Origin of the sequence: Brevibacillus sp. FSL K6-6036 (assembly GCF_037964015.1) — a bacterium.
GTDB classification, from domain to species: domain Bacteria; phylum Bacillota; class Bacilli; order Brevibacillales; family Brevibacillaceae; genus Brevibacillus; species Brevibacillus borstelensis.
In genome coordinates, this window is sequence record NZ_CP150173.1 from 2,254,193 (window position 1) to 2,275,697 (window position 21,505).

The following is a 21,505-nucleotide window of genomic DNA, read 5'->3' on the forward strand; positions in this document are numbered from 1 at the left end:
AACCAGACAGACGAGGTGGAATGACCATTGACATTTGACACCGTGATAATTGGCGGCGGGATCGCTGGCTGGCAGGCTGCCATTCAATTGAGCCGAAGCCTGCGAAAGGTAGCGGTGATCGATGACGGTGGCGGGCGTTCGTCTGCGGCCAAGAGGTATCGAAACCTGTTGGGCTTTCCCGCCGGAATCAGTGGCGACGAATTGCGGCAGGCAGGACGGACGCATGCGATGCGCTATGGAGCGGAGTACTTCGAGGATGAAGTGGTCTCCCTTGTTCAGGATGCTGATCAGCTCTTTCGCGTAGAAACGAGACGTACGCGTAGTACAATCCGGGGGCGCACAATCGTGCTGGCAACGGGAATCGCAGACCCGTTCCCTGATATCGACGGATTGCACGAGTGCCTCGGCATCTCGGCTTTCATCTGTCCTGATTGTGACGGGTATGAAACCGTCGGCAAGCAAACAGGGGTGATCGGCCGGGCAAGGCAGGCAGTTCAGATGGCAAATGCGCTTTCTTATTATACGGACAAGCTGCAGCTTTTCATCTCGAGCACGGAGGAAGAAACAGCGGACGTTGACAGCGCCAAGAACTCTTCGTACCCCTGTTGCTTTGAACCGGTAGTGTCGCTTGAACATCAAGCCGGTGAAGTGCGGTGCTTGCATTTGGCAACCGGAGAGCAGGTCGAGCTGTCCAGAGTTTTTCTCGCATTCCCAGGAGCACGTGCACAATCCCATTTGCTGCGGGCGTTTCCGGTTGAGATGAATGAGAAAGGGCATGCAATCGTGAATCCCCGCACGAAAGAGACAAGCTATCCCGGCATTTGGGCGATCGGTGACGTTGCTGCCCATTCTCAGCAGGTAGCCATCGCTATGGGGGATGGTTCCCAGGCGGCCATTTGGATACATAAACGGTTGCTACAACAAGATTAGGTGTAGACGGATTGCATTTTGACAGGTGCAATCTTTTTTCATGGGTTGATAGGCACAAGTGAATAGGAACGCCATATAATTTGATAGCAAGTATGGTATTGAGGAGGATGGGGGAGAAGTGACGGCGTACCTGAAGGATTTGATAGCCGGCGTTCTTGCCTGGTGGTCTATGAATGGCGCTTACAAATTGTTTCCCGTCAAGGAGCTGGCTGCACGCGGCTTGGGAGAAGGGATGACATTACTGTTGTTTAAGCCCATCGAATTGATCATCTCTGTTTCCTTGTTTTTAATTGCTTCGCTCCTGTGGGGAAAACCATTTGTAGGCCATTTTCTCCGGTTGACGCAGCGGCCTCTCTCCATGGACAGCTTCTTGCATCTGATGATGTGCGGGTATTTCTCGCTGATTGCCTACATCCAGTATGTGAAGATGCCCGGCCCGACAGCTGTACTGCTCATCTTTCTCTTGTTGTTTTCAATAATCAAGCTCATACGGCGAAGGGCACTCTATACGGAAATCACTCAACTGACGCGAAAGAAATGAGTGCGAAAATCTTTCCTGGGAAAGCGCAGGAAGCGACATCCCCCAACCTTGCAAAGGTGACAGTTCGCTAGCTTTCGACACGGTCAAAGTGTTCTCCCCGATTGAAAAGACAGGTAGAGCGCTATGTACTTGTCCATAAATGTGATATGATATAGGTATGACCGAAATGTAGGAAATTGGGTCATCCGCTGCCAGGTATTCGTCGGAAAATGCGGAGAACTCTTACAGGCTTTCATTCATAATTTGTAGTACGACTGGATGGCGAGGAGGGGACGGTCATGCGTGTTGAACGCCTTGGTCAAGACAAGATACGAATCTTTCTCACGTTCGACGATTTGTCGGAACGAGGAATCGAAAAAGAGGACATGTGGCGTGACATTCCCAAAGTTCATGAACTGTTCAACGATATGATGGAGCAGGCTTACCAGGAACTTGGTTTCGAGGTGTCGGGTCCTGTCGCCGTTGAAGTGTTTGCCTTGCCAGCTCAGGGGATGGTCGTAATCGTAACTCGCGGAAAAACAGGCTCAAAGACTGAAAAAGATGAGGAAGAGTACGACGAGGACGATGTGTACGAACTCGAGGTCACACTCGAGGAAAGCGATCTTGTCATTTATTCTTTCCGCGACTTTGAGCACCTGGTTGAAGCCGCTCATCGTATAAACGCATTCCTGATCAACGGAGGCGCAGCTTATTTCTATCAAGGGAAATACTATTTGGTACTGGAAGAGCTCGACCTGGATCAGGACCGCTACCAGAAAATGATTGCGATCCTCTCGGAATATGGAGAGGCGACGCCAACGACCGTATACGTTTTGGAGGAATACGGGAAAGTGGTTGTCGCAGATGATGCTGTCAAGGAAATATGCAGGCACTTTACCTAACGAACTTCCGCATATACGCGTGAAAACAGCACCTAGTTGCGCAACTAGGTGCTTTTCCTGTTTTCATCAAAATGTAGGCTTCTACGTCGTTATGCCGCTGAAAAGGTCTGTTTCCTTTTCCTCTACAGAGGTTTCCCGGGGACGGTCGCCGACGAGAATGAAGTGATTGACTGTACGAACATAAGTCGTATCGCCCTGCAGGACGCCAGGGAAGACACGGCTGACGGACAGGTGCTGTGTCCGGTGGGCGGCCAGTGCTTGGGCTACCTGCGGTACATAAGCAGGCGCGGAAATAATCGTAGTGATGCTGTCGATCGGATCGGTATAGGGAGGTGACGCTATGCCGAAATTCTGGTCCGCAGCATGAGTAACATAATACAGTTTCTGGGTAACTGAGCCGGCAGGCAAGGCTTGAACCGCGCTCGTAGTTGCGGCTGATATCGCCTGATGGTCCGGATGGCCGGAGATGCCATGCGGAGCAAATGTAATGACGACCTGTGGCTTGATCCGCTCAATCGCTTCATTGATCTTCTGCTCTAGCTCCGCCGGAGGGATATTCGATAGTTCTTTGTCTCGGTAGCCCATGAATTCCACACGGGAAATGCCGAGGATGGAAGCAGCCTTTCGCAATTCGGCTTCCCGTACCGCCGGCAGCTCCTCCATCGTGCAGATGGGCGGATCTCCGGGCTTGCCTGCCTCTCCTCGGGTTGCGCACAAAAGATGTATGGATACATCGGGCTGGGATGCGTACTTGCAGATCGTGACGCCAGAGGTAAACGTTTCGTCATCGGGGTGAGCAAAAACGAACAAGATTCTTTTCTCTTTCATGATGAACCTCCGTTAGGCAGCATGGGGTGATAATCTATATTATGGCACAGAAAATCGGTTTTGACAGTCGGGGAAGTGCAGCAAAGGTAATGTTTTTCCAATAAAATGGGCAAGCTAACGACACGTCTGAAAGGAGGAGCAGCCTCCCTTGAATTTGCTGTCAGGACAGGCTTTCAAGCATATTTACCTGCTGAATAAACTGCTGAAAAAAACGTGCCGGGTCTAGCCCGAAAGTGCCTATTCCGCATGAAAAGGGAATTTTCATCTTCTCATCCCTGATACAAGCGTGTATACTTAACGATGGGTTTACCGACAACTATTTTGAGGTGAATAAGTAATGGGTAATCACGAAGTGGTAACCGAAAACACCCAAGGGAAAAAAGAACAACAAGAAAGCATGAACTTGCTGCATTCGACCCAAACGGTGATCAAAGAGGCACTGGAAAAGCTAGGTTACCAGGAAGCAATGTACGAACTCTTGAAGGAGCCGTTGCGCGTTCTGACCGTACGTATTCCGGTTCGCATGGACAACGGAGAAGTTAAGGTCTTTACAGGTTATCGCTCACAGCATAATGATGCAGTGGGTCCTGCCAAGGGGGGCATTCGTTTCCACCCGGAAGTTACAGAAGATGAAGTTAAAGCGCTTTCTATTTGGATGAGTTTGAAAGCGGGTATCGTCGACCTGCCATATGGTGGCGGTAAAGGCGGTATCATTTGTGACCCGCGTGAAATGTCGTTCCGCGAACTGGAGCGCCTGAGCCGCGGGTACGTCCGCGCGATCAGCCAAATCGTAGGCCCGACAAAAGACATTCCAGCACCAGACGTGTTCACCAACTCGCAAATTATGGCCTGGATGATGGACGAGTACAGCCGCATCCGCGAGTTTGATTCGCCAGGTTTCATTACAGGAAAACCGATTGCGCTGGGCGGTTCCCACGGCCGCGAAACAGCTACCGCCAAGGGTGTAACTATTTGCATCCGCGAAGCTGCAAAACGCCGCGGCATTCAACTGGAAGGAGCTCGCGTAGTCGTTCAAGGCTTCGGTAACGCAGGAAGCTACCTGTCCAAATTCATGCACGATGCAGGTGCAAAAGTCGTCGGTATTTCTGATGCTTACGGTGCCCTGTACGATCCGAACGGTCTTGATATCGACTATCTCCTCGACCGTCGCGATTCTTTCGGTACTGTTACAAAGCTGTTCAACAACACCATTTCCAATAAAGAATTGCTGGAACTGGAATGCGATATTCTCGTTCCTGCTGCGATTGAAAACCAAATCACGGCTGAAAATGCGCACAACATCAAAGCGCAGATCGTGGTGGAAGCAGCAAACGGACCAACCACACTCGAAGCTACAAAAATTCTCACAGAGCGCGGCATTCTGCTGGTACCAGACGTATTGGCGAGCTCTGGCGGGGTAACGGTTTCCTACTTCGAGTGGGTGCAAAACAACCAGGGCTACTACTGGTCCGAAGAAGAAGTTATTGAAAAGCTGGAAAAAGTTCTCGTAAAAGCGTTTGAGAATGTATACTCCCTCGCTCAAACACGCCGCATCGACATGCGTCTGGCCGCCTACATGGTGGGTGTACGCAAAATGGCAGAAGCTTCCCGCTTCCGCGGTTGGGTATAAGACAGGCTTTGTTCCGAAAAAAAAACCTCCTTGCGTATGCAGCAAGGAGGTTTCTTTATTGCTCGAACAATTGTTGAAGCTCTTGAAAGTCGCGGGTTTGCTGCAGGGCGACCATCAATTTCAGGCGTGCCTTCTGGCCATTCAAGCCATTTGAAAACAAGACGCCCATTTCCTTGAGCTGGCGGCCGCCGCCGGCGTAATCGTAGACATCCTGGACTTGGCCGTTGTAGCAGCGCGAGACGAGGACGATCGGGATTTTCTTGTCCAGCAGCTCTTGCAGGACAGGGACGATCGCGGGTGGCAGGTTTCCAAGCCCGAATGCCTCCAGAACAAGACCGTCAACCGGCTGCTCCAGCAAAAAGCCAAGCCAGCGAGGGTCCATCCCGGAAACAGCCTTCAGCAGCGGTACATCGGCCTGGGCGCTGGCGATCGGGTAGTATTCCCTGACCAGTGGAGCATGATGGTAACTGACGCTTTTTTTGGAAATAGTCCCGATCGGACCGTATTGCGGCGATTGAAAGGTAGCGACATTGCTGGTGTGGGTCTTGGTTACATGTCTGGCTGCGTGAATCTCATCGTTAAACACGACCAGTACACCTTTGTTCCTGCTCTGGGGATCAGCGGCAGTTCGTACGGAGGAGATCAGGTTTACAGGTCCGTCAGCTCCCAGCTCATTGCTGCTCCGCATGGCGCCGGTCACAACGACTGGCACGGTCACAGGCAAGGTTAGGTCGAGGAAATAAGCGGTTTCTTCCAATGTATCGGTTCCATGGGTGACCACGACCCCGTCATAGCCGTGCTGGCTCAACTCGTGTTGAATGAAAAGGCGAAGCTCATTCATAATCGCAGGAGTGATATGGGGACTTGGCAGATTGATGTGATTGATCATGGTTACATCGGCGTACCGATCCAAAAAAGGCAAAATTTTTTCGACAGCGTGATCTTCCAGAGGCTTGACTCCTTCTGATTCGTCGACGGACATGGCGATGGTGCCGCCTGTGTTAATGACTAAAATTTTCTTTTGCATAAAGTCTCTCTCCTGTAGCGGTTTTCAAGTAACCATTATTCATGGTACGATGAATAATAGTCTTGTGTAAAGGAGCAATACTCAGATGCTTGCTGTCATTGGGGCCGCTATCGCCCCCGGTATCGCCATCCTGAGTTATTTTTATCTCCGTGACAATTTGGAGCCCGAGCCGATATCCATGGTGATTCGGACCTTTATTTTCGGGGTTCTCTTAGTCTTTCCCGTGATAGTCCTGCAGCATATTATGCAGACCGAGTGGAACTGGCGAAGTGAGCTGTTTGCGAGTATTTTCCAGTCAGCGGTGGTAGAAGAATTTTTTAAATGGATGGTCCTGTATTTCACTGTCTATAAACACGTGGAGTTTGATGAGCCTTATGACGGAATTGTGTATGCGGTAGCCGTTTCCCTTGGGTTTGCCACATTGGAAAACTTTATTTACCTGATCATTAATGGGGTGGATATTGCCTTTTGGCGCGCTTTTTTGCCCGTTTCCAGTCACGCGCTGTTCGGCGTGTGGATGGGGTATTATTTAGGGAAAGCCAAGTTTTCGGGAAAAGCAAACCTGGAGCTGAGACGTTTGTTTGTCTCCCTTGCATTGCCGATCATTTTGCACGCGTTGTACAATTCCATCTTTTTGACGACAGAGCACTGGATTTGGATCATAGTTCCCTTTATGCTGCTTCTATGGTGGCAAGGGCTGAAAAAAGTGCAGAGGGCCCACGATTTCGGTTCTAAAACACTAACTTCCCGTCCACAATAAGTAGCGAGGAGGAGAAGAGACGTGTCTAGGAACCAACGAACGAAAGTGACGATTCGCTGCAATGAATGCGGAGAAAAGTTTACGCTCCGGGGACGGCGAGAGCCCAGCGGAGAAGTGGAGACCGGCTTTAAACAATGTCTTTGCAACAACGACAGACATTTCAGCATTCAGGAACAACCATAGTCTTTGCCCTAATCGAATAACGTTAGCTTCGACGAGATCGCGGAGCAGAGAAGAATCGGCCATGATGCCGGTTCTTTTTTTCTGCCCGGAAAGGTGGATTCGTGAATAAACATTTCTAGCTCCACTAACACTATGCAAAGATTGCATGATATGTCAAGGAGGATGTGTACCGTGGGAACGAAGCTGATCGCAGGGGTACTGGCAGTGCTGGCTGCAGTTGCCGGGTACTGGATTTATTCAGACGAACCGGATAAACAGGTGGCGACTGCACAGGAAGTGGAAGTCGCTGCACCGGCAAAAGGAAAGGCGCAGGCAAAGACGCAAAGCTTCCATCCCTCCCGCTTGTCGGACAATGAGCTGAAGATGATGGCCAATGCTGTTTACGGTGAAGCCAGGGGAGAGCCGTATGAGGGGCAAGTAGCGATTGCGGCAGTCATTTTGAATCGGGTGGAAAGCCCTTCGTTTCCCGATACACCCTCCGGTGTCATTTTTGAGCCAAGAGCATTTACGGCCGTTGCAGACGGGCAAATCTGGCTGACTCCAAATGCCCAGGCGAAAAAAGCTGTCCGGGATGCCTTGAACGGCTGGGACCCGACAGGGGGCTGCACGTATTACTTCAATCCGGCGACCGCTACTTCAAAATGGATTTGGAGCCGACCGCAGGTAAAAAGAATCGGCAGACATATATTTTGTCGTTAACTAGTGAAGGGGGGACTATCACAACATGGTATATGGAGCAATTGCACGTGTTGCTTTGCCCGTTGCTCTCGTTGGCTTGGTAGGAGCGGGCATGTGGGGCTATCAGGAGCACAACGAAAAAAACTCGGTGCTGATCAAGGCCGAAAACCAGTATCAACGCGCATTCCATGACTTGAACCACCATATCGACAAGCTTCATGACGAACTGGGGAAATCTCTCGTAATCAACTCGCGGAGTCAGATGACCCCATCTTTGACAAACGTGTGGCGACTTGCTTATGCAGCTCAATCCGATGTCGGCCAATTGCCGCTGACACTGATGCCGTTCAACAATACAGAGGAATTTTTGGCCAAGGTAGCTGACTTTTCATACAGGGTAGCCGTGCGCGACCTGGACAAAAATCCGCTCACTAATCAGGAATATCAAACGTTAAAGAGCTTGTACAACAATTCCAAAAGCATTCAAAAGCAGCTTCAGCACGTACAGACGAAGGTGATCGACAAACGGCTGCGCTGGATGGATGTGGAGACCGCTCTTGCATCTGATGACAAAAAGACGGACAACACCATTATTGACGGTTTCCGAACGATTGAAAAGAAGGTACAGGAATTTCCGGAAGTAGACTGGGGCGTAGGCATCAAGAGCCTGGACAAGAAAAAGCAGCAGCGGATCAAAGGAATTGACGGAAACCCGGTTTCCAAGGAGGAGGCGCAAAAAATCGCTCTGTCCTTTACCGGTTTAGACCCGGCCAATACAAAGGTAGAGGTCGACGATAACGGCAAGGCGGAAACGTATTCGGCGTACAGCGTTCGCTTAACCTCCCCCCAGTCGCCGACACCTATTTACATGGATGTGACGAAGCGCGGCGGCAAGGTAGCATGGTTAATGAACGAACGGGATGTAGGGGAACAGCGGATGTCCATGGAGCAAGCGGAAGCGAGCGCCAAGAAATTTTTGGAGGCGCATGGCTTTTCGAATATGGTCGTAGCGGAAAAAGACGGTTATGAGGGCATGGCCGTTATGACCTTTGTCCCCGAGCAAGATGGCGTCCGCATCTATCCCGATGCAGTTGCGGTGAAAACGGCTTTGGACAATGGCACAGTAGTCAGCTTCAATTCGACCGAATATCTGTTTAACCACAAGCAGCGAATCCTTTCCAAGCCGAAAGTGACAGCTGAGCAAGCAAAGAAAAAAGTGAATCCCAGCGTAAAAGTCACCGACCAGCGGCTGGCGCTCATTGAAGGAAAAAACGATGGAAATGAAGTGCTGTGCTGGGAGCTGGCCTGCAGCTTTGAAGGGAATTCGTACATGGTCTACATCAATGCAATGACCGGTGAAGAGGAAGAAATTGTGAAAATGACCACAGGACAAGAAAGCAAAGCTACAGAATAGATGCTTCTTCAAAGGGAAAGCCGGCTGGCGACGGTTTTCCCTATTTGCCGTTTATTGGGCCCCCGGGTTATAATGGAAGGCATGAGGAGAAAAAGGGGGAAAAGCATGATCATGTTGCTGCCTAGAATCGGACAAACACTCCGCCTTAACCTCGTCGATGCCTGGGATGAGAACCGCGATCATACATTAAAAACAAGAGTTGCAGACCTTCGGGACGACACGGCAGTAATCGAGCTTCCCATTAGCGAGAAGACCGGAAGAACCGCCCCGCTGTTGACTGGTACTGAATGCGATGTGTGGTACATCGGAGAAGACGGCTCCCGCTATGAGTTTCGCTCAACGATCATCGGCAGGCAAACGGAAAACATTCCGGTCCTGCTAATGAGTCTCCCAAGTAAAGATGCGGTCATTCGGAATCAAAGGCGCAATTACCTCCGTATTCAAACGGCTGTAGAGATTGCAGTGAAAATGGACGATCCGCTGAGACAGTACCATTTTCTCGCTCGGACAGTCGACTTGAGTGGAGGCGGCCTCTCCTTTACATGCGAGGACAACATGCGCTTGCAGGAGAAGGATAGTCTGGAGATATGGCTGTCGCTGCCCAGCAAGGCAGGTCAGGTGCATCACGCTTTTGCCCTTGGAGAAATTGTGCGGCAAAAGCCTGCAGATGAAAAGGGGAAGCATCAATGGGTGTCAGTGAAATTCACGAAAATCAACGAATCCGATCGGGCAAAGATCGTTCGTACATGCTACGAGAGACAGTTGGAAATGAGAAAAAAAGGCGTACTGGAATAACAACTGCTGAAGGGTGATACCGGATGGCTGAAGACTTCGACCAGCAATTTGACCGTTTATCCAGGCGAGTAGAAAGAGCAATGGTCCTGCTTATTTTCGTCTGCGCAGCTTTGCTCATAGCTGGTGAACTGCTGCTTGCGGTTGATCCGCTGCGAGTCTTCCTGTTGGAAACAGAACGTCTGGAAGGCGTGTCGCATATTCCTTAAGGGTTTGCGCATGCTTCCATACTATGGTACTATTATAGACAACATAGAGAGTTGAGAAAGTTATGAAAGGGCTTCGACAGAAGCTTTTCTTGTTTTTGTATCTTTCCGGCACTCATACATAGCGGGTGAGAAACAGAATGAACATTGCAATAGACGGCCCAGCAGGAGCGGGGAAAAGCACCGTAGCCAAGATGGTTGCAGAACAGCTCGGCTACCTGTACATCGACACCGGCTCTATGTACCGGGCCTTGGCCTGGGCTGCCCAAGAGCACCAGATTGAAATAGAAGACGAGCAAGCCGTCTCCGAATTGTTGAAAAACAACGTTATTCACTTGAAGCGAGACTCTGCGCAGCAGCGCGTTTATTGGAATGACGAGGATATTACCGATCGAATCCGGACACCGCAGGTAAGTCAATACGCTTCTGTCGTAGCCAGCTATGGTGCGGTCAGAGAGCAAATGCTCGTTTTGCAGCGGCAACTGGCTCAGGTAGGCAATGTCGTCATGGATGGGCGGGACATTGGCACGCATGTGCTGCCCGATGCGGAAGTAAAGATCTTTTTGACCGCATCCATCCGTGAGCGGGCAGAGCGAAGATTGAAGGAATTGCAGCAAAAAGGGCATCAAACGGATCTGGCCGAGCTGGAAGCGGAGATCGCGCAGCGAGATAAACGCGATATGGAGCGGGAGGTTGCTCCGCTGCGACAGGCAGAGGATGCCGTTCTGTTGGATACGACAGGCATGACCATTCCGCAGGTTGTCGATCGGATCCTACAAATTTGCAAGCGATCGGGTGAGTAAGAACGTGAGTTACTATCGTGTATTTCGGGGCTTTTTCCGCTTTATATTTTCTACATTTTACCGTTGGCAAGTAATCGGTGCCGAACATATACCTAAGGAAGGCCCTGTAATTCTTTGCTGCAACCACCTCTCCTTGTGGGATCCGCCGTTGCTGGGCAGCGGGATCGACAGACAGGTGCATTTCATGGCAAAGGAAGAGCTGTTCCGGATCCCCGTCATTTCGTTTCTGATCACCAAATTCGGCGCCTTCCCCGTGAAAAGGGGAGCTGGCGACCGCGGAGCGATCCGCGCGACTCTCAAATTGCTGGAAGAGGGAAAAATCTTTGGAATTTTCCCGGAAGGAACTCGCAGCAAAACGGGAGAGTTGGGCGCTGGTATGCCCGGCGTCTCCATGTTTGCCCTCAAATCTGATGCTGCAGTCATACCAGTGGCCATCATCGGTCCATACAAGTTGTTCCGGCCGGTCAAGATCGTCTACGGACAGCCGATTGACCTCTCGGCTTTGCGGGAGAGAAAAACGGACTCCGAAACGTTGCGTGAGACGACTGACCTGATCATGAGCCATATCCAATCGCTGCTGGATCAACATCGATTCTCGCGCAAGGCGGAATAGAAACAGCAAAGGGTAGAATACTAACTTTGCTGGAACTTCCTGGCTTGTCAGCTAACTGTCAGCCATTTGGCGTCAGTTGCAAATATACATGTTCCCGGTTCTTATACAGTGGAGGTTTAAAAAGGAGGAGTAACCGGCTGGATGACAGTCTGTTTCCTGCAATCATGCAAAATTTTGGTTGCCTCGCTTTTTAAACAGCCTCTAAATAGACGCTTGGGACTTGATGGTATCGAAGGAGGTTTTACTCATGATGGAAGAAAGCAACGTAAGCCTGACGGATGCAACAGTGATTTCCGTGGGTGATGTAGTTAAGGCTACGGTTACCAAGGTGGAGGAAAAACAGGCATTGGTAGACGTCGGCTACAAATACGACGGGCTGATTCCGATCAGCGAACTTTCTCCGCTGCACGTGGAAAAGGTGTCCGATGTCGTTTCGGTAGGGGACACGTTCGAGGTAAAGGTAATCAAGCTCAACGATGAAAAAGAAGAACTGGTTGTCTCCAAAAAGGCTGTTGCCATGGAAACTTCTTGGAGCGATCTGGAGCAAAAAATGGCTTCTGGCGAAGTAATTGAAGCCGTTGTAAAGGAAATCGTCAAAGGCGGTCTCGTCGTAGATGTAGGGGTGCGCGGTTTTATCCCTGCCTCCATGGTTGAGCGTCACTTTGTTGAAGATTTCAGCGAGTACAAGGGCAAAAACCTTCGCTTGAAGGTTGTCGAAATGGATAAAGAAAAGAATAAGGTAATCCTCTCCCATAAAGCGGTTTTGGAGGACGAGGCGAAACAGCAGAAGAGCGCTGTTTTGGATCAACTGCAGCCAGGTCAAGTACTGGAAGGTACCGTGCAGCGAATGACTGATTTTGGCGTATTCGTTGACATCGGCGGAGTTGACGGACTGGTACACGTATCCGAGTTGGCCTGGAACCGTGTCGACAAGCCTTCTGATGTCGTCAAAGAAGGCGACAAAGTAAAGGTGAAGGTTCTGAAGGTTGACAAGGAAAACGAACGGATCAGCCTCAGCATCAAGGAAACGCAGCCGGGACCTTGGGCAGAAGCCGCTGAGAAATTCAAAGCTGGCGATGTGGTCTCCGGTACGGTAAAACGCCTCGTCTCCTTTGGAGCATTTGTAGAAGTGGCGCCAGGGATCGAAGGCCTCGTCCATATCTCCCAAATCGCGAACCGACGGGTAGCGACTCCAGGTGAGGTGCTGAAGGAAGGCCAAGAGGTTCAGGTGAAAATCCTGGATGTGGTGCCAAAAGAGCAGCGCATCAGTCTCAGCATTCGTGCCGTTGAAGAAGATCGTGTAGAGCAGGCAGAGCGTGCGAGCAAGCGCGAACAGCAGCAGTTCCAGCAAGAGAACAATCAACCTTTGGGTGTGACGCTGGGAGAACTGTTTGGAGACCTGAAAGATAAACTGAAGTAAGAATAAAAGGGGATGCGCATAGGCGTGTCCCTTTTTCTGTAGATACGGAGGTAATCCATGGATCGTTCGCGTCGGAAAATGGACCATATACAATTTGCATTAGAAACGAGAGAGGAAGAAAGCAGTATCTGGGATGACATATCCTTTGCGCCAAATAGTTTACCGAATATGTCTTATGGTAACTGCAATCTTGCTGCATCACTGCCTCCCCTCCAGCTTTCTTCTCCCCTGCTGATAAATGCCATGACCGGGGGTGCTCCTGCGGTCACCGCAATCAATCAGAAGCTTGCGGTCATCGCCCGCGAAAGAGGGTTGGCGATGGCAGTGGGGTCACAAATGGCGGCGTTGCGCGATCCTGCCGTCAGAGAAAGCTACCAGGTTGTCCGGCGTGAAAATCCGAAAGGGATGGTGTTTGCCAACCTGGGTGCGGAAGCAACTGTTGAACAAGCAGTACAAGCAGTGGAGATGATTGAAGCAAATGGCCTTCAGATTCACCTCAATGTCATGCAAGAACTCCTGATGCCGGAAGGAGACCGTGACTTCCGAGGTTATCTCGATAACATCAGGCGCATCAAGGAGCACGTTGGGGTCCCGGTGATCGTAAAGGAAGTAGGGTTTGGCATGTCTGCAGAAAGCATGGAAAAACTCGCAGATGCCGGTATCACCCTCCTGGATGTAGGGGGCAGGGGAGGTACCAACTTTGCCAAAGTTGAGAACAGACGCCATCACACGCCGATGTTCATGTTCGAGGATTGGGGCTTTACAACACCGGAGAGTCTGTTGGAATCGGCCGAGCTTCAATCAAGGGGAATCACTTTTATTGCCTCGGGAGGCATTCGTCATGGGCTTGACGCTGTCAAAGCCATTGCTCTGGGAGCGTCCGCCGTTGGCATGGCCGGTTCTTTTTTGCGTCTTGTTCAGACGGTTTCCATAGAGGAGTGCCTGGCGACCGTCGACCTCTGGCATCATCAGATCCGCGTGGCCATGACAGCACTGGGAGCAGCCTCGATCAACGAACTGCAGCAGGTGACGGTAATGATCACAGGCAGAACGGCAGAGCGTGCTCGCCTGCGCGGAATAGCGCCTGAAAAATATGCGAGGAAAAGACTGGGCAAGCGAGATTCCTGATTCATGAAAGGATGAAAAATGAGGCATACTTGGGGAAGACAACCGTTTCTAGAGGGAGATGGACATGAACGATGGAACGCTAGCGATCCTCATCCAGTGGTGCTTCCTCTGTCTGATATGGATGGGTGTCTGCGACGGAGTTTTTCACCGCTGGGGGATCAAGAGAGCTGGTGCGTTGGCTGTAGTGACCCTTTTTCTCGTCTGCACGTTCGTCAGCTGGCAGCTCTCCTTTTTTCCGGCTATTCGCGTCAGCGTCAGTGGAGCGATCCTGCCCTTTCTGTGCGCCGGTTGGCTGTATTCGAACCAGCAGCACGGGCGGAAGAGAATCTACGTGATCATCGGCGGATGTATCGGGATAGCGCTGTTTTGGTTTCGCTGGCTGCTCTTTACAGATCCGGTGCTCGCCGTCTGGGATGTAAGGTGGATGGTGCCTGTATGTGCTGTTTTTGCCGCTTTGACAGTGAGTCGTTCAAGCCTAACCCAGATGTTCTTGCTGCTCCTCTCCTTGCCTCTAAGCGATTTGCTGTATTCGCTTTATGAGTGGAAGCTGACTGGCTCCTGTCAAATTGGCAACGAGTATGCGCACGATTTGTTGTGGAGCGCAATTTCCTTGTGGGGAGTATGCGCCGGCGGCTGGGCGATGGCGAGAATGCTCTTCCGGTTTGGGGGGAGGAAGACTTCCAATTCAGACACGAACAGGTGATGCTCATTGTTTCAAGAACTGCTCTCCAATGAATATGTAATTCCGCTCTCGCTTGGCTTTGGATTCGGGATCGTTTGCCGCATATACCTGTTGCAAACGGATTATCGGCAGTACCCCACCTATCCGCACGGCAAGATTATACACGTTTCTCTGGGAGTCATTGCTTCTGCTCTCGGCGCTCTTGCAGTTCCCTCGCTGCTAAAGCAGGATTATACGGCGGTAACCTTTTTAACGGTTGCTGCCCAGCAGTTTCGCGATGTGCGCAACATGGAACGCACTACTTTGACGGAGATCGACAAGAGGGAGCTGATCCCCCGCGGAGGTCCCTATATCGAAGGTATTGCGATGGTGTTCGAGGGAAGAAACTATTTGGTTATCTTCACTTCCCTGCTGACGACCTTTGCAACGGTCCTGTTCGACTGGTGGGGCGGTGTTTTGGCGGGTATCGGTACTTTGCTGGTCTCCCGGTGGCTGAAATCAGGCAAGAACTTGTCCCATATCGTCGATGTCGTTCCCGCGGAGGTGCGAGTCGACGGAAAGGATTTGTATGTCGGCGATATCTATATCATGAACGTCGGACTTCGAGATGCACAGGACGTCATCAAGAAGCAGGGGCTGGGATTTATCCTTGTACCGAAAGACGCGAATGCCAGCGTTACAATTGCGCACCCGGGCCAGCGCCAGGCTATTTTGCATGACGTTGCTGTTCAGATGGGCCTGTTCACGGACGAGGGAGAGCCATCCCTGACCCCTTTAATCAAGAGAGATTTGGCTAGTGGTCGGCTGGGCGTATTTTTGCTGCCGCAGGTCATGGATCAGGAGCGGGCAAAAATCGTCATTGAGTCTGTGCCGATTTTGGAAAGCGTGTTCCGAAAGCCGCTGGAATCGCCTGCTGCGGCGGAGGGAGGCGCTCATGGCGGGTAAGATCATGGCCATCGTTACGATGAAGAAAGAGCAAGTAGCAGGCGGAGCCCCCATTTTCGCAGTAGAGGACAAGGAAAGTCTGCAGAAGACAGCCTTTGTTCTGGAAAAAATTTTGGATGCGATGGTCCACGAATTGAATGATGATACCCTGGTCATTGTGAGTCACAAGTAGTGTGTGGTATGATTGTCTAGTTAAAAACAGATACGAGAGAGAGTGTTGTCAACTATGGGATTGCCAGTGGTAGCCATTGTGGGGAGACCCAACGTGGGCAAATCCACGATATTTAATCGATTGGTCGGTGAACGTATTGCCATTGTAGAGGACAAGCCAGGCGTTACCCGGGACCGTTTGTACGGGAAAGGGGAATGGCTGGATCAATATTTTCACGTGATTGACACGGGAGGTATTGAGTTCGGCGAGACCGACGAGATTTTGACGCAAATGCGCCATCAGGCGGAGCTTGCCATCGATGAGGCGGACGTCATCATCATGATCGCAGACAGCCGTACTGGTGCGACAGACGCCGATCTGGAGCTTGCGCGCATGCTGAACCGCACGGGAAAACCCGTCGTATTGGCCGTAAATAAGGTAGACAATCCGGAGATGCGAGCGGAGATTTACGATTTCTATACGTTGGGGCTTGGAGAGCCGTTTCCCGTATCCGGCAGCCATGGTTTGGGACTCGGAGACGTGCTGGAGGAAGTGGTCCGTCATTTCCCTGCAAAAGAGGAAGAAGATCAGGCCGACGACGTCATCCGCGTCTCGATCATCGGGCGCCCGAATGTGGGCAAGTCTTCTTTGACGAACGCCATTCTCGGTGAAGAACGCGTCATTGTCAGCGATGTTGCCGGAACTACGCGGGATGCGATTGATACTCCGTTCGAACGCGACGGACAGCAGTATGTGCTTGTGGATACGGCAGGTATGCGCAAGCGCGGAAAAGTGTACGAGACCACGGAAAAATACAGTGTGATGCGCGCTATGCGTGCCATTGAGGAATCTGACGTGGTATTGGTCGTTTTGAACGGGGAAGAAGGAATCATTGAGCAGGACAAAAAGATTGCCGGATATGCCCATGAAGCGGGACGTGCCGTCATTATCATCGTGAACAAATGGGATGCGCTCGAAAAAGACGACAAAACGATGAATCGCTTTACCGAGCTGATCCGCGAAGAGTTTAAATACCTCGACTACGCTCCGATCCTGTATGTGTCGGCGAAGACGAAGCAACGTGTTCACACCATCCTGCCAAAGGTAAACCAAGTGGCGGAAGCCCATTCGATGCGGGTGCCTACATCGGTTCTCAATGACCTGATTACCGATGCGACAATCATGACGCCGCCGCCTTCAGACCGCGGGAAACGCCTTAAAATCAACTATGCGACACAGGCGACGGTCAAACCGCCTACTTTCATCCTATTTGTCAACGATCCGGAACTCATGCATTTCTCCTATGAGCGTTACATAGAAAACAAAATACGAGAAGCGTTTGTCTTTGAGGGAACGCCGATTCGTATCTGGACGCGCAAAAAAACATAGGGAGAGGAAACGACCATGGTGTATTTGTCCTTGCTGATCAGCTATTTGATCGGATCAGTCAGCTTCAGTTACCTCATTGCCAAAAAAATCGCGGGTATCGATATACGTTCTCACGGCAGCGGCAATGCCGGCGCTACCAACACGCTGCGTGTCCTGGGGAAAGGACCCGCTGTCACCGTGCTGGTATTGGATGCTTTGAAAGGTCTGGCCGCAATGGGACTTACCCATTTGTTGACTGATGGGAATGCACTGGCGTACGCTTTGTCCGGTTTGTTTGCCATCATTGGACACAATTGGCCTGTCTTTTTCGGATTCCGCGGAGGAAAGGGGATTGCCACAACCGTTGGGGTGGCATTCGGCTTTTCTCCGCTTGCCTTTCTGATTTCGGGCATTATTACGATTATTGTTATTGCGATTACGCGATACGTTTCCCTTGGTTCACTCGTGTTGGTGACGATGCTTCCAATTTTTCTATACGTATTTGCCAAGGAACCTGCCTTTATATGGGTGAGTACCGTACTCGCCATTTTCGCTTACATTCGTCATTACAGTAATATCCGAAATCTTCTCTCAGGCAAGGAACGAAGGCTGGGGGAATCTGCCCAGCGCCCGTTTAAGTAAGTTCCGAGACAATGTGTAGTGTGGAGGGGGAACTATTGAGTTTACAAGTTGCAGTCATAGGTGCGGGAAGTTGGGGAACGGCGCTGGCATCCGTTTTTGCATACAACGGCCATCAGGTCACTTTGTGGATGCGGGATGCAAAGCTGGCTGAGAAAGTAAATACGTTGCACGTAAACGAAAAGTATTTGCCGGAGGCTCGGTTGTCCCCGCAAATCGTCGCGACGACAGACATGAAGGAAGCGGTGCAAGGGAAGCCAGTCGTCCTGCTGGCTGTTCCGTCGCATGCCATGCGGCAGGTAACGCGTGAGCTGGTGCCTTACCTGGAACCAGACGTACTGCTGATTCATGCGACCAAAGGCTTTGAGATGGAAACGCTCAAACGGATGTCGGAGGTGATCGGTGAAGAAGTGCCGGCATCGATCGCCAGCGGACTGGTCGTGCTGAGCGGCCCCAGCCATGCCGAGGAAGTGATTCTTCGCTCTCCGACGACAGTAGTGGTAGCGTCTGCTTCAGATGAAAAGATGCTGCGAGCCCAAGACCTGTTGATGAACAACTATTTCCGCGTGTACACCAATCCGGATATGGTCGGGGCAGAAATTGCGGGGGCGCTCAAAAACATCATTGCGCTCGGAGCGGGGATGTCCGATGGACTGGGGTTCGGAGACAATGCAAAAGCTGCACTGCTGACGCGGGGCTTGGCGGAAATCACGAGGCTGGGCATCCAGCTCGGAGCAATGCCGCTTACCTTTGCCGGTCTTGCCGGAATTGGCGATCTTGTAGTTACGTGCACGAGCAAGCACAGCCGAAATTGGCGGGCAGGCTATTTGCTTGGACAAGGAAAGCCGCTTGACCAGGTGTTGGAACAAATGGGGATGGTCGTGGAAGGCGTCCGGACAACCAACGCTGCCTATGCGCTGGCGGGACGGGAAAATGTCAGCATGCCCATCACGGACGTTTTATACCGGATCTTGTTTGAAGGAACCTCCCCCCGGCAAGGAGTGGAGGAATTGATGGGACGCGGGCGCACACGTGAAAACGAATACCTCGGCCCATACAGTATCTAAGCCGATTCGCTCACCTTTTTAGGCTCCTGCACATACGTTAATGGTGTAATCCAAATGTTGCAAGGAGGGCTTTGAGCGATGAGCAACAGTATTTCTCGCCGTTTTTTGGAGAGGTTGCAAAAACAGGCTTCAGATAAAGTCGATGAAGGGAAATTGCGCTCGCTGGCCGGTCAATTCCAGCGCAGCGACTTTGAGGATGAAACCAAGCTGCGTCAAATCATTCGCTCGCTTGCAGCGCTGAGTGGGAAGACTTTGAATGAAGAGCGGGAAGACAAGATCGTGGAAATGTTCCGCAATCAGGAGATCAGCCTAAACGACATCCAGTCCCTTACAAAACTATTGCGCTCGTAGAGAAATGGGCGGTTATGACCGTTGCATGCTTGACAAAATGTCATACAGTATGACTAGGAACAATCATGGCTCTACAGGGACATGGCTGGTCTGCAGGATCAAGAAAAAAAAGAGGGAGATTATCCCTCTTTTTTTCGTTTTGCTGCGCCGTTTGTCGACTGGCTCAGCAGGTTTTGAACGAGAGGAGATTGCAAAAGCCCCAGAAGCTGTCCGATATCTATGTTTGCCAAAGGGTTTGATCCGCTGTTTTCTGCTTCGTCCCGCACGGTTTCAGGTTCCTGGCTGCTCTCTGCGGTTTGTTTTTTGGAAACGGGCCTGTCTGCGGGTCTTTCCACAGATTTTTCTGTGGCGTTTCCTTTGGCGCTGCGCTTGCCAATCGATTCAAACATCTCCATGGCACCGTAAAGCGTATCCATGGTTTCTTCGACTTGGCGGATCGTGCTGCTGATCCCCTTGATATTGGTGCGCATCTTTGATACGGATGTCCGGAGATCGACTGGCTGCACCACTTTCTTTGGCGTCACAGCCAAAGAAACATCGGTTATTTGATCGCTTAGCTTTTTACTCGGTATGGGGGCATAAGGATTGCGCCATTTTTTCGTACTCATCTGTATCCCTCCATTGGGCGGATTCATCAAAATAGTCTATGCGGGCGTCTAGTGCATGGTTCAGATGAAAAAGCGTGGAATACGGGAAGTATGGTATAATAAAGCAAAACTTAAAGAGAAAAGGATGCTGTCAAGACAATGCCTATCGATCCGATGACCAAGATGAACATCTCTTTGGTTGCGATTGCGCTGATGTTCATCTGTAATTTTTTGATGATTTTTGCACGAAAGACCGCAAACAACCTGGTTCGCTTCTTGTTGAAGACGTTTGCTTTTCTCATGCTATTGGTCACCTTCGTCATGATCATCATCGTTATATTTGCCTAAGGGGAGTGGCAGAAGTTGAAGGAATTGACATTACATACGCGCTCCGGCACGCACCAGATGCCTCTTGTGATGGGAAAAACAATCGTCGCTATCGCAAAGGAGCATAAGCTGAGCTGGGGCTATGCTTGCGAGCGGGGGATATGCGCGCAATGCCGAACGCATGTTGAGGCAGGCGCGGAACACTTGAATGAGATTACGGATGCGGAAAAGCTTCGTCTGAGAAAAGCGGAGCGGGCCGAAGGGTATCGGCTCGGTTGTCAAATCAAAGTGATTCACGAGGGCAATGTTACTCTGGCTCACCGTCCGTATTGACGGGAGAGTGGTGAAATGGCAAAAATTACGTTTCTGCCTGCGGGCAAGTCGATAAAAGCGAGGCCGGGGCAATCGATTACGAGCGTAGCGAAGGCGGCAAGAGTCGTCATTCCGCAGCGATGCGGGGGACATGCGTCCTGTCTCATGTGCCGGGTAGTTGTGGAAAGCGGGCAACTCAGTGAGCCGAGTACGCTGGAAAAGCGGAAAATGCCTGAAGCGGACCTTGGCAAAGGCATCCGGCTTGCCTGTCAGGCAAAGGTGATGGGGACCGATTGTTCCGTCCGGATTCCGGAGAGCAAATGGAAATCGGTCGTTCAGGCGGCGCTGGAGAGACAGCGCCTGGAGGAAGAAGAATGGTAGCTAGAGGAGTAGCGAGAGATGTTGCGTAAAATGAGAAACACAGGACTGTTGACAGCGCTGCTGGTGATGATCGCGGCACTGCTAGGCGGCTGTATGTATCCCGAGGAAAAAAAGCTGGAAAACCAGATCCCTAGCGAATTTTACCTGGAAGCGACCCAAAAGGCTGTCGAGCAGTTCCAGAAGGACACAGGGGTGCTTCCGATTGCTACAAAGGACATCAACACGCCGATCTTCGAAAAGTATGAGATCGATTTTCGGAAGCTGATGCCCAAATATTTGCCTGACGTACCTGCCAACGCGTTTGAAAAGGGCGGTATTTATATGTACACCCTGATCGATGTCGAGACAAAACCGACAGTGAGATTGATCCATCTCGGATCGGTGAGCAAGGTGGCGGACATCCAGGCTGCCGTCATCCGTTATCAACGAAATTACGAAAAGCTGCCGATTAAGGCAGACATCGGCAACGGTTACTATTCCATTGATTTTTCAAAGCTGAGCATGAAGGAAGTGCAGGTTCCGGGCACAGCAGGCAATTACCTGTTGCCACTGGTGATGAACGAAAAAGGAGAAGTAGGGATCGATTATGCGGCGGACATTGCGACGGTCCTGCGGAATTCAAAGGCGGAGGTCCCCAAGGCTACGGATCCGAGATACGTCATGGCTAGAAAATCTATGTTTGTCCCGGCAAAATCATTCCCCTACGAAATGGTCAATGGGGAACCGAAATTGCTCAAATTGAATAATTGAAATGATCGGGGCAGCTCAAGTTGAGCTGCTTTTTTTTGTTCTACGGAACTGATTCTCACATATATTTGTATTGTCCAAGATTCTAGTACGAGATTCACGGGAAAATGCTGG

The 21,505-nt window shown here is 51.0% G+C and carries 27 protein-coding genes and 1 pseudogene; 25 read left to right on the top strand and 3 right to left on the bottom strand.

All coding sequences use genetic code 11. From position 1 onward, the window contains the following. Positions 1-27 precede the first annotated feature (27 nt). From NST37_RS11270 to NST37_RS11280, 3 genes are all read left to right on the top strand, one after another. Positions 28-930: an NAD(P)/FAD-dependent oxidoreductase gene (locus tag NST37_RS11270; protein ID WP_003387130.1), complete on the top strand. Its 903-nt coding sequence runs from the start codon at positions 28-30 to the stop codon at positions 928-930. Positions 931-1,048: 118 nt separating this feature from the next. After that, a complete protein-coding gene (locus tag NST37_RS11275) occupies positions 1,049-1,471 on the top strand; it encodes a hypothetical protein (protein ID WP_003387129.1) in 423 nt (140 codons plus the stop codon). Between the two features lie 278 nt (positions 1,472-1,749). Continuing rightward, a complete protein-coding gene (locus tag NST37_RS11280) occupies positions 1,750-2,352 on the top strand; it encodes a genetic competence negative regulator (RefSeq protein WP_003387128.1) in 603 nt (200 codons plus the stop codon). Between the two features lie 81 nt (positions 2,353-2,433). On the opposite strand, the gene NST37_RS11285 is transcribed toward NST37_RS11280, so the two are convergent. Next, positions 2,434-3,180, bottom strand: coding sequence for a PIG-L deacetylase family protein (locus tag NST37_RS11285; protein WP_039070924.1), 747 nt, complete (start codon positions 3,178-3,180; stop codon positions 2,434-2,436). 337 nt (positions 3,181-3,517) lie between these two features. Here NST37_RS11285 and NST37_RS11290 point away from each other — a divergent pair, with 337 nt between their 5' ends. Then, entirely contained in the window at positions 3,518-4,810 is a 1,293-nt protein-coding gene (locus tag NST37_RS11290; RefSeq protein WP_003387126.1) for a Glu/Leu/Phe/Val dehydrogenase, read from the top strand. A 55-nt stretch (positions 4,811-4,865) separates the two neighbouring features. Here the strand turns inward: NST37_RS11290 and NST37_RS11295 are convergent, their stop codons facing one another. Next, positions 4,866-5,837 (bottom strand): asparaginase, encoded by a 972-nt coding sequence (locus NST37_RS11295; protein WP_003387125.1) that lies wholly within the window; start codon positions 5,835-5,837, stop codon positions 4,866-4,868. 85 nt (positions 5,838-5,922) lie between these two features. Here NST37_RS11295 and prsW point away from each other — a divergent pair, with 85 nt between their 5' ends. The 17 genes and pseudogenes from prsW to NST37_RS11380 all read left to right on the top strand — a co-directional run bounded on the left by prsW (position 5,923) and on the right by NST37_RS11380 (position 19,037). Further along, positions 5,923-6,597, top strand: coding sequence for a glutamic-type intramembrane protease PrsW (prsW, locus tag NST37_RS11300; protein ID WP_327957018.1), 675 nt, complete (start codon positions 5,923-5,925; stop codon positions 6,595-6,597). A 21-nt stretch (positions 6,598-6,618) separates the two neighbouring features. After that, positions 6,619-6,780, top strand: coding sequence for a hypothetical protein (locus tag NST37_RS11305; protein ID WP_170208336.1), 162 nt, complete (start codon positions 6,619-6,621; stop codon positions 6,778-6,780). Positions 6,781-7,122: 342 nt separating this feature from the next. Then, positions 7,123-7,479, top strand: a pseudogene (locus NST37_RS11310) (cell wall hydrolase); the annotation flags it as partial. 25 nt (positions 7,480-7,504) lie between these two features. After that, the gene (ypeB, locus tag NST37_RS11315) at positions 7,505-8,872 is read left to right on the top strand and encodes a germination protein YpeB (protein WP_003387119.1); all 1,368 of its coding nucleotides are present in this window, start codon (positions 7,505-7,507) and stop codon (positions 8,870-8,872) included. 105 nt (positions 8,873-8,977) lie between these two features. Then, entirely contained in the window at positions 8,978-9,667 is a 690-nt protein-coding gene (locus NST37_RS11320) for a flagellar brake domain-containing protein (protein WP_003387118.1), read from the top strand. Positions 9,668-9,690: 23 nt separating this feature from the next. Beyond that, positions 9,691-9,873, top strand: coding sequence for a hypothetical protein (locus tag NST37_RS11325; RefSeq protein WP_003387117.1), 183 nt, complete (start codon positions 9,691-9,693; stop codon positions 9,871-9,873). Between the two features lie 137 nt (positions 9,874-10,010). Continuing rightward, entirely contained in the window at positions 10,011-10,673 is a 663-nt protein-coding gene (gene cmk, locus NST37_RS11330) for a (d)CMP kinase (protein ID WP_003387116.1), read from the top strand. 4 nt (positions 10,674-10,677) lie between these two features. Continuing rightward, on the top strand, positions 10,678-11,286 hold the full coding sequence (locus tag NST37_RS11335) for a lysophospholipid acyltransferase family protein (RefSeq protein WP_003387115.1): 609 nt from the start codon (positions 10,678-10,680) through the stop codon (positions 11,284-11,286). Between the two features lie 247 nt (positions 11,287-11,533). Continuing rightward, positions 11,534-12,706 carry a 30S ribosomal protein S1 gene (rpsA, locus tag NST37_RS11340; protein ID WP_327970334.1) on the top strand — a complete coding sequence of 391 codons (1,173 nt, stop codon included), beginning with the start codon at positions 11,534-11,536 and terminating at the stop codon, positions 12,704-12,706. 57 nt (positions 12,707-12,763) lie between these two features. Next, the gene (gene fni / locus NST37_RS11345; protein WP_024984946.1) at positions 12,764-13,834 is read left to right on the top strand and encodes a type 2 isopentenyl-diphosphate Delta-isomerase; all 1,071 of its coding nucleotides are present in this window, start codon (positions 12,764-12,766) and stop codon (positions 13,832-13,834) included. Between the two features lie 64 nt (positions 13,835-13,898). Further along, complete coding sequence (locus NST37_RS11350; protein ID WP_003387112.1) at positions 13,899-14,537, top strand: hypothetical protein; 639 nt, start codon at positions 13,899-13,901, stop codon at positions 14,535-14,537. A gap of 6 nt (positions 14,538-14,543) precedes the next feature. Next, the gene (locus NST37_RS11355) at positions 14,544-15,461 is read left to right on the top strand and encodes a YIEGIA family protein (protein WP_003387111.1); all 918 of its coding nucleotides are present in this window, start codon (positions 14,544-14,546) and stop codon (positions 15,459-15,461) included. After that, positions 15,451-15,633 carry a hypothetical protein gene (locus tag NST37_RS11360; RefSeq protein WP_003387109.1) on the top strand — a complete coding sequence of 61 codons (183 nt, stop codon included), beginning with the start codon at positions 15,451-15,453 and terminating at the stop codon, positions 15,631-15,633. Before NST37_RS11355 ends, NST37_RS11360 begins: the two co-directional genes overlap by 11 nt. A 54-nt stretch (positions 15,634-15,687) precedes the next feature. Continuing rightward, positions 15,688-17,001 carry a ribosome biogenesis GTPase Der gene (der, locus tag NST37_RS11365; protein WP_003387108.1) on the top strand — a complete coding sequence of 438 codons (1,314 nt, stop codon included), beginning with the start codon at positions 15,688-15,690 and terminating at the stop codon, positions 16,999-17,001. Between the two features lie 15 nt (positions 17,002-17,016). Next, the gene (gene plsY, locus NST37_RS11370; protein WP_024984947.1) at positions 17,017-17,622 is read left to right on the top strand and encodes a glycerol-3-phosphate 1-O-acyltransferase PlsY; all 606 of its coding nucleotides are present in this window, start codon (positions 17,017-17,019) and stop codon (positions 17,620-17,622) included. Positions 17,623-17,657: 35 nt separating this feature from the next. Next, positions 17,658-18,686, top strand: a complete 1,029-nt coding sequence (locus NST37_RS11375) for an NAD(P)H-dependent glycerol-3-phosphate dehydrogenase (RefSeq protein WP_024984948.1) — start codon at positions 17,658-17,660, stop codon at positions 18,684-18,686. A gap of 78 nt (positions 18,687-18,764) precedes the next feature. Then, complete coding sequence (locus NST37_RS11380) at positions 18,765-19,037, top strand: stage VI sporulation protein F (RefSeq protein WP_003387105.1); 273 nt, start codon at positions 18,765-18,767, stop codon at positions 19,035-19,037. Positions 19,038-19,156: 119 nt separating this feature from the next. On the opposite strand, the gene NST37_RS11385 is transcribed toward NST37_RS11380, so the two are convergent. Then, positions 19,157-19,645: a hypothetical protein gene (locus NST37_RS11385; protein WP_003387104.1), complete on the bottom strand. Its 489-nt coding sequence runs from the start codon at positions 19,643-19,645 to the stop codon at positions 19,157-19,159. A 138-nt stretch (positions 19,646-19,783) separates the two neighbouring features. On the opposite strand from NST37_RS11385, the gene NST37_RS11390 reads away from it, so the two are divergent. From NST37_RS11390 to NST37_RS11405, 4 genes are read left to right on the top strand one after another with little or no spacing between them, the layout of a single operon-like run. Then, positions 19,784-19,972: a DUF2768 family protein gene (locus NST37_RS11390; RefSeq protein WP_003387103.1), complete on the top strand. Its 189-nt coding sequence runs from the start codon at positions 19,784-19,786 to the stop codon at positions 19,970-19,972. Positions 19,973-19,987: 15 nt separating this feature from the next. After that, on the top strand, positions 19,988-20,284 hold the full coding sequence (locus NST37_RS11395) for a 2Fe-2S iron-sulfur cluster-binding protein (protein WP_003387102.1): 297 nt from the start codon (positions 19,988-19,990) through the stop codon (positions 20,282-20,284). Positions 20,285-20,299: 15 nt separating this feature from the next. Further along, positions 20,300-20,644: a 2Fe-2S iron-sulfur cluster-binding protein gene (locus tag NST37_RS11400; RefSeq protein ID WP_003387100.1), complete on the top strand. Its 345-nt coding sequence runs from the start codon at positions 20,300-20,302 to the stop codon at positions 20,642-20,644. 18 nt (positions 20,645-20,662) lie between these two features. Beyond that, positions 20,663-21,394, top strand: a complete 732-nt coding sequence (locus tag NST37_RS11405) for a hypothetical protein (protein ID WP_003387099.1) — start codon at positions 20,663-20,665, stop codon at positions 21,392-21,394. Positions 21,395-21,505: the final 111 nt, after the last annotated feature.

Bases quoted from the DNA above. Each gene is read 5' to 3' on its own strand.
- ypeB (WP_003387119.1), top strand. From the start codon at position 7,505: ATGGTATATGGAGCAATTGCACGTGTTGCTTTGCCCGTTGCTCTCGTT.
- rpsA (WP_327970334.1), top strand. From the start codon at position 11,534: ATGATGGAAGAAAGCAACGTAAGCCTGACGGATGCAACAGTGATTTCC.
- NST37_RS11285 (WP_039070924.1), bottom strand. From the start codon at position 3,180: ATGAAAGAGAAAAGAATCTTGTTCGTTTTTGCTCACCCCGATGACGAA.
- NST37_RS11295 (WP_003387125.1), bottom strand. From the start codon at position 5,837: ATGCAAAAGAAAATTTTAGTCATTAACACAGGCGGCACCATCGCCATG.
- NST37_RS11400 (WP_003387100.1), top strand. From the start codon at position 20,300: ATGGCAAAAATTACGTTTCTGCCTGCGGGCAAGTCGATAAAAGCGAGG.
- NST37_RS11280 (WP_003387128.1), top strand. From the start codon at position 1,750: ATGCGTGTTGAACGCCTTGGTCAAGACAAGATACGAATCTTTCTCACG.
- NST37_RS11390 (WP_003387103.1), top strand. From the start codon at position 19,784: ATGCCTATCGATCCGATGACCAAGATGAACATCTCTTTGGTTGCGATT.
- NST37_RS11350 (WP_003387112.1), top strand. From the start codon at position 13,899: ATGAACGATGGAACGCTAGCGATCCTCATCCAGTGGTGCTTCCTCTGT.
- plsY (WP_024984947.1), top strand. From the start codon at position 17,017: ATGGTGTATTTGTCCTTGCTGATCAGCTATTTGATCGGATCAGTCAGC.
- NST37_RS11360 (WP_003387109.1), top strand. From the start codon at position 15,451: ATGGCGGGTAAGATCATGGCCATCGTTACGATGAAGAAAGAGCAAGTA.
- der (WP_003387108.1), top strand. From the start codon at position 15,688: ATGGGATTGCCAGTGGTAGCCATTGTGGGGAGACCCAACGTGGGCAAA.
- cmk (WP_003387116.1), top strand. From the start codon at position 10,011: ATGAACATTGCAATAGACGGCCCAGCAGGAGCGGGGAAAAGCACCGTA.
- NST37_RS11320 (WP_003387118.1), top strand. From the start codon at position 8,978: ATGATCATGTTGCTGCCTAGAATCGGACAAACACTCCGCCTTAACCTC.
- NST37_RS11405 (WP_003387099.1), top strand. From the start codon at position 20,663: ATGTTGCGTAAAATGAGAAACACAGGACTGTTGACAGCGCTGCTGGTG.
- prsW (WP_327957018.1), top strand. From the start codon at position 5,923: ATGCTTGCTGTCATTGGGGCCGCTATCGCCCCCGGTATCGCCATCCTG.
- NST37_RS11290 (WP_003387126.1), top strand. From the start codon at position 3,518: ATGGGTAATCACGAAGTGGTAACCGAAAACACCCAAGGGAAAAAAGAA.
- NST37_RS11380 (WP_003387105.1), top strand. From the start codon at position 18,765: ATGAGCAACAGTATTTCTCGCCGTTTTTTGGAGAGGTTGCAAAAACAG.
- NST37_RS11325 (WP_003387117.1), top strand. From the start codon at position 9,691: ATGGCTGAAGACTTCGACCAGCAATTTGACCGTTTATCCAGGCGAGTA.
- NST37_RS11385 (WP_003387104.1), bottom strand. From the start codon at position 19,645: ATGAGTACGAAAAAATGGCGCAATCCTTATGCCCCCATACCGAGTAAA.
- fni (WP_024984946.1), top strand. From the start codon at position 12,764: ATGGATCGTTCGCGTCGGAAAATGGACCATATACAATTTGCATTAGAA.